The organism is Stenotrophomonas sp. 2YAF22 (assembly GCF_052114665.1).
Lineage (GTDB): Bacteria > Pseudomonadota > Gammaproteobacteria > Xanthomonadales > Xanthomonadaceae > Stenotrophomonas > Stenotrophomonas indicatrix.
In genome coordinates this window covers 1-4,911 of sequence record NZ_JBFRFE010000312.1, presented here as the reverse complement: position 1 = coordinate 4,911, position 4,911 = coordinate 1, and the positions used below count along the sequence as shown (strand labels likewise).

9 protein-coding genes are annotated in these 4,911 nt (G+C 67.3%); all 9 read right to left on the bottom strand.

Annotated elements, in window-relative coordinates; genetic code table 11:
- Positions 1 to 763 (bottom strand): phage tail protein I (locus AB4Y84_RS13170; protein WP_442250253.1); only part of this gene is annotated, 763 nt, incomplete at its 3' end.
- A complete protein-coding gene (locus AB4Y84_RS13165) occupies positions 756 to 1,652 on the bottom strand; it encodes a baseplate assembly protein (protein WP_442250252.1) in 897 nt (298 codons plus the stop codon). The genes AB4Y84_RS13165 and AB4Y84_RS13170, both read right to left, overlap by 8 nt.
- 2 nt (positions 1,653 to 1,654) lie before the next feature.
- Positions 1,655 to 1,993 carry a GPW/gp25 family protein gene (locus AB4Y84_RS13160; RefSeq protein WP_089239202.1) on the bottom strand — a complete coding sequence of 113 codons (339 nt, stop codon included), beginning with the start codon at positions 1,991 to 1,993 and terminating at the stop codon, positions 1,655 to 1,657.
- A gap of 52 nt (positions 1,994 to 2,045) precedes the next feature.
- The gene (locus AB4Y84_RS13155; protein ID WP_442243908.1) at positions 2,046 to 2,636 is read right to left on the bottom strand and encodes a phage baseplate assembly protein V; all 591 of its coding nucleotides are present in this window, start codon (positions 2,634 to 2,636) and stop codon (positions 2,046 to 2,048) included.
- Entirely contained in the window at positions 2,633 to 3,187 is a 555-nt protein-coding gene (locus AB4Y84_RS13150; RefSeq protein ID WP_312786201.1) for a hypothetical protein, read from the bottom strand. The genes AB4Y84_RS13155 and AB4Y84_RS13150 overlap by 4 nt, the downstream gene beginning before the upstream one ends.
- A gap of 119 nt (positions 3,188 to 3,306) precedes the next feature.
- Positions 3,307 to 3,465, bottom strand: coding sequence for a hypothetical protein (locus AB4Y84_RS13145; protein ID WP_442250251.1), 159 nt, complete (start codon positions 3,463 to 3,465; stop codon positions 3,307 to 3,309).
- A 94-nt stretch (positions 3,466 to 3,559) separates the two neighbouring features.
- Positions 3,560 to 3,907, bottom strand: a complete 348-nt coding sequence (locus AB4Y84_RS13140; protein ID WP_442243906.1) for a hypothetical protein — start codon at positions 3,905 to 3,907, stop codon at positions 3,560 to 3,562.
- A 26-nt stretch (positions 3,908 to 3,933) separates the two neighbouring features.
- A complete protein-coding gene (locus AB4Y84_RS13135; RefSeq protein WP_223494378.1) occupies positions 3,934 to 4,419 on the bottom strand; it encodes a glycoside hydrolase family 24 protein in 486 nt (161 codons plus the stop codon).
- Positions 4,416 to 4,766, bottom strand: coding sequence for a hypothetical protein (locus tag AB4Y84_RS13130; RefSeq protein ID WP_223494379.1), 351 nt, complete (start codon positions 4,764 to 4,766; stop codon positions 4,416 to 4,418). The genes AB4Y84_RS13135 and AB4Y84_RS13130 overlap by 4 nt, the downstream gene beginning before the upstream one ends.
- Positions 4,767 to 4,911 lie beyond the last annotated feature (145 nt).

Genomic DNA, 4,911 nt, shown 5'->3' with positions numbered 1-4,911 from the left:
GGATGCGGCGGAAGGCCGTGGCGTGTGCGGCTGCAAGCGCGCCGATTGCTGCGTCGGCCTGCATGCCCTGGGTGAAGGTGAAGTGCGATCGCACCGGCTTGGTGCGGGTGATCTCGCCGATGACGTCGTCGACGAACATGGCGGTGGCCGACGTGCCGCCCTGGTTGGCGATGGTCATCACCGCTTCGAAGGTGTGCGGTGGTCCCTTCGGTTGCAGCTGCCACCACTCGCGGATCAGTACAGAACCACCGAACGCAGCAACCACATCGCGGACGCTGCCCGCCGTGCCCTTGCGGCGCTGGATGGCGATCGCCGCACGCACGCGGGCGCGCTTGACCGGTTCGGGCCAGTACGCCTTCCATTCGTCCACCGAGAGCGCCCATGCCAGCCAGGGCAGCAACGCGGCCGGGCAGCGATCGGCGTCCCACAGGGCGGTGATGTCCACCGGCAGCGGGCGGGCAACGATCGCCCGCGACAGTGCGCGCTCGGCATGGGTGGCATTGGGCGGCAGCAGGTTGGCCGATGACGGCACCCGGACCTGTGCGTCGGCGTCGATGATCACGCCAGGGGCAGGGGCGGTTGCGAGCGTAACCACGCCACCGGTGATGGAAACATCGTTCAGGCGCCGGCGTCCCTGCGCGTCCGTGCGATACACGGCCTGCACCGTTGCCAGCATGCCGCCGGGATGGCGGAATACCTGGTTATTCCCATCAACCGCGCCACGCAGACGCGCATTGACCAGGCGCGTGGTGACCTCACTCATCGTTGCCACCATGCGCCAGCGTGACGGCGGTGCAGTACGTGGCCTGGGTGCGGTCCACCACCACGTCCGCAGCGGGGCTGTCGATCACCACGCGTTGTACGCCTTCGGCATGCAATGCTGCGAACAACCCGGAGCGGGTCACGTCCCGGCCGAGCCGATGCGATTCGACGATGTAGCGGTCCAGGCGCGTGCGCGCTTCGGCCAGCACGACCTGCGAGTCGGGTCCAGCGAAGGTGTACAGCGTAGCGGCGACAGCGTACTTGATGATTGTCGCCGGTTTTACCAGCACGTGATCGGTCAACGGGCGCACGTCATCCGCGCTCAGCTTCGCCTCCACCACGTCGAGCAAGCCCTGGGTGGCGGTGCCGTCGGCTTCACGCGACAGCACCGACACCACTACTTCACCAGGCGTGCTGCTGGTAGCGCTGGCGTCCAGCACGCGCGGATCCGCGCTCAGCGCATGGAACACATAGGCACCTTCCGGTCCTGCCACGCTGAAGCCTTCCGGTCCGAGCTGGATGCGGCGACGGAAGTCCTCGTCGTTCTCGTAGCGGGGAAGGATGCCTTCCTGTGGCTTGCCCRGATCGAGCACCAGGCGTGTGATGCCGAAGATTGCCGCCAGCTGATCCAGATCGCTGCCCACCGCATAGGCGAGCATGACACCGCGCGCGGCATCGTTGACGCGCTGGCGGTCGAGCAGGCGCAGGTAGGTGCAGACTTCGAGGATCTTGAAGGCGGGGTCCGACGGCAGCAGCGCGTCGAACGTGGGGTCCAGGGCCTGCAATGCCGTCAGCGACTCATCGAACATGGCTTCGAAATCGAGCACTTCGATGACCGCCGGGGCTGGCAGCTGGGAGAGATTGACACTGGTGAACGAGCCGGATGCCACGGTTAGCGAACCTCGATTCCTTCGATGGTGATGGCCTCGCCATCGGGCAGGTGGATCCCGGTCACTGCCAGGATCATCACGCCGGGGGCGGGGAGGGAGACGTCGACGTTCTCGACGTGGAGACGCGGTTCCCATCGCGCGAGTGCGTCGACGGTGGCCGCGATCAGGTCCATGCGCAGGGAGCGGTTGGTCGGCGCATCGATCAGTTCGAAGATGCGCGAGCCGTACTCGCGGCGCAGGACGCGGGAGCCAAGGGGTGTGGTGAGAACGTCACGCACGGACTGGTGCAGATGGGCCAGCCCATCCAGGGATTTGCCGGTGTTGGCGTCGATTCCTCGCATGGTCTCTATCGTCGTGGAGTACGGGTTTTCAGGGCATTGCAGCGATGGCCCATCACGGCTGTGCAGGCGTGGTGGGTGCGGTCGGGCCCTGGGCGGTGTGTTTGTGCGACTTCAGGCTGATGGCGCCGGCTTTGACATCGGCCGATGTGCTGATGTCCTTGCCCGCTGTGATGGCACCGGTGACGTCCAGATCGCCGGTGGCCTTGAGCGCCGGCGTGTCGAGCAACACCGATTCGCTGGCATGCACTTCCGCGTTTGCGCAGTTGACGATGACCTTGCCGCTGCCAACGGTGATGGTCAGCGTGGTGGTTTCGCGGTCGTACTCGACGAGGCTGCCGTCGGCGTACTGCGTGCGCTGCAGCTGRCGTGTGTCGGCCGGTGCGGGAAAGCGATCCTGGTACAGGCTGCCGAGCACCAGGGCCTGGCCGGGGTCGCCATACGGGCATGCCAGCACCACCTGTTCGCCGGGCTCCGGTGCGCACCAGCTGCGCACGCCTGATCCCGCACGGCGTTCCAGCCAGGGAATCCAATCGGTGAGCATGCCGTCAGCATCGACGCGCACGCGGCCGCCGGCTTCATCAAGTTCGCGCACGACGCCGATCATCAACAGGTTGCCGATCAGCCGGGCGTGTTCAGCGCTCATGGCGTGTCCTCCGCGAGCGGCTGGTAGCGCCGCTCATGGGCCCGGCCGATCTCCGGTGCGAAGCTGTACGACGCGTGCGGTACCACGCCATCGCCGTCCTCCCAGGCATTGCCGCCCAGCGCGAGGGGCACTGACCATTCCACGATCCACGTGCGCAGGTCGGGCTGCGCCGCTGCGGCATCCTCTGGAAGCGCTGCGATCACCTCGATCGCGCCACTGGGCGCACCCGGAAAGCGGCCGAGCTGATGCAGCCAGGTGGCGAGGTTTACAGCGATCCGGCGCAGCTGCAGGGCAGAATCGGCTGCCGCGGAATGCACGGAGATGCGTGCTTCAAAGCGCAGCACGGCCTGCAGTTGGCCGCTGCCATCATCGCTGTCCTTGCCGCGATCACAGCGGGTCATCGCCAGCAGGCAGGCGGGCGTGGGCGGCGCACCACTGTTGGCGTCGCGATAGAACTCGACGGTGGCGAAGTCCGCAAAGTGTGTTCGGATCGCCGCTTCGATGGCGGCGTGCAGCGCGTCGAAGGTGGAGGAAGGGGTATCGGTTGCCATGTCAGCTCATGCGATGAATGGAAGGAAGAACGCGACTGGTCGCAGCACGCGCTTTCTGCAAGCAGTGTTGCCATTGCCCGGGGCGCGGGACATTGCACGCGTGGCCGTGACTGGCCCGCTCAGTGCTCGTGTGGGCCGCGATGTCTGGTGTTGCCCGCGGGGATGCAACCGGCAGGCGTCAGCGGTGCTGCACCATTGATGGTGAAGCCGTGCTGGCTGCCGAGGCTGCACAGCAGGGCGCGCATCTGGTCGGCCAGTTCGTGGTACTGGCGCGCCACGGCAACGTGGTTGCGCAGCAGCGCGTCGTCGTCGRCAGCCTGCAGATCGGGCAGATCCAGCGGCGCGCGCAGTTGTGCCGGTGCGATGCTGAGATCAGGGACGAAGAGGGTGGCCGGAGTTGGCTTCGCGCCAGATGCGCACGAACTCAGCATCAGCATCGCCGCGGTCGCGGCCAGGGTTCTTGGCATGGGTCTCGATGTCCTGTTGCAGGGTGGTGAACTGCTGGGTGCGCACGGACTGCAAGGCCAAGTGCTGTGATTCAGCCTGTGCACCGGCCTGTGCGTTGGTCTGGTCCTGCTGGCGCGCGACGAGCGCGGTGTCGGCACGACCGGTCTCCTGCGCGGCCTGTAAGCGCATGGCGGCGAGATCCGCGTTGCGGTCGCGGATCTCCCAGCCCAGCCAGGCGCAGCACGCGTGGCTGGCAACCAGGCCCAGCAGCACGATGCGCAGCCTCAGCGGTATCGGCATCACTGCAGGAGCCCGCCAGCGGCGCGATAGGAGGCGCGCAGCGTTTCCAGCGCATGCTCCTTCTGCCCGTAGCCGGCGCCCGGCAGCGACGCCCAGATGCGCCGGGCGGCGGCGACAGCAGCATCGAATCGGCCCAGGCGGATCAGATCGTAGGCACCGCACTGCTTGAGCAGCGCTACCGCGGCGCGGTCCTGCGATACCGGGCCGAAGTCCGGCAGGTCCAGGCGTGCACGCAGGTCGTCCCAGGTACTGCGCAGGAACTGGTAGCGGCCGGCGGCGCTGGACTTGATGCCGTAGCGGGGCAGCGACACCAGTACGCGTGGATGGTCGCGATGGTCGTTGAACAGCTGGCCGCCGACGATCACGTCGTAGCCACGATTGCGGGAGCGCTGGCCGGGAATGTCGGTGCCTTCGGATACGGCCAGCATGTCCAGGAACGCGGCCACGTTGGCGCCGCCGAGGGCGCTCGCTGCGGCGGCGGTCATGCGGCTGCTCCCGACCGTTTACGCACCAGGTCCAGCAGCGCATCGATCTGCACGCTCTGCTGGGCGATCTGTGCGCGCAGGGCGCTGACTTCACCACGCAGCTGGCCGATCTCCTGGGCCATGGCTTCGCGCTCGTGCATCAGCCCATCTGCGCGTGTGCGTTCCGCGGCCAGCTGTTCCTGCAGGGTGCGCAGGGTGTTGCTGGTGGCTTCATCGGCGGTGCGGTCGACCTTGGCCGACGACAACCATTGCCGCAGCCACAATGAGACTGCAATCAATACCCCGGACGTGCCGCCCAGGTACTTGGCCCAGTCCGGCACGCCGGCCAGCAGCTCGCTCTCGTTCATGCGCGTGCGTATCCCTTCAGCAGTGCAGGATGGACGGCCGGGACCGGGGTGGAGCGGGCACCGCGCACGGCGCGCTTGATGGTGGTCTGCGATACACCGAACTCCTGCGCGACGTGCTCGCGGGGCATGCCGCTGGCTACCGCCC

Excerpts from the sequence above, each read along its gene's own strand:
- AB4Y84_RS13150 (WP_312786201.1), bottom strand. The coding sequence starts at position 3,187 with ATGGCAACCGATACCCCTTCCTCCACCTTCGACGCGCTGCACGCCGCC.
- AB4Y84_RS13130 (WP_223494379.1), bottom strand. The coding sequence starts at position 4,766 with ATGAACGAGAGCGAGCTGCTGGCCGGCGTGCCGGACTGGGCCAAGTAC.
- AB4Y84_RS13160 (WP_089239202.1), bottom strand. The coding sequence starts at position 1,993 with ATGCGAGGAATCGACGCCAACACCGGCAAATCCCTGGATGGGCTGGCC.
- AB4Y84_RS13135 (WP_223494378.1), bottom strand. The coding sequence starts at position 4,419 with ATGACCGCCGCCGCAGCGAGCGCCCTCGGCGGCGCCAACGTGGCCGCG.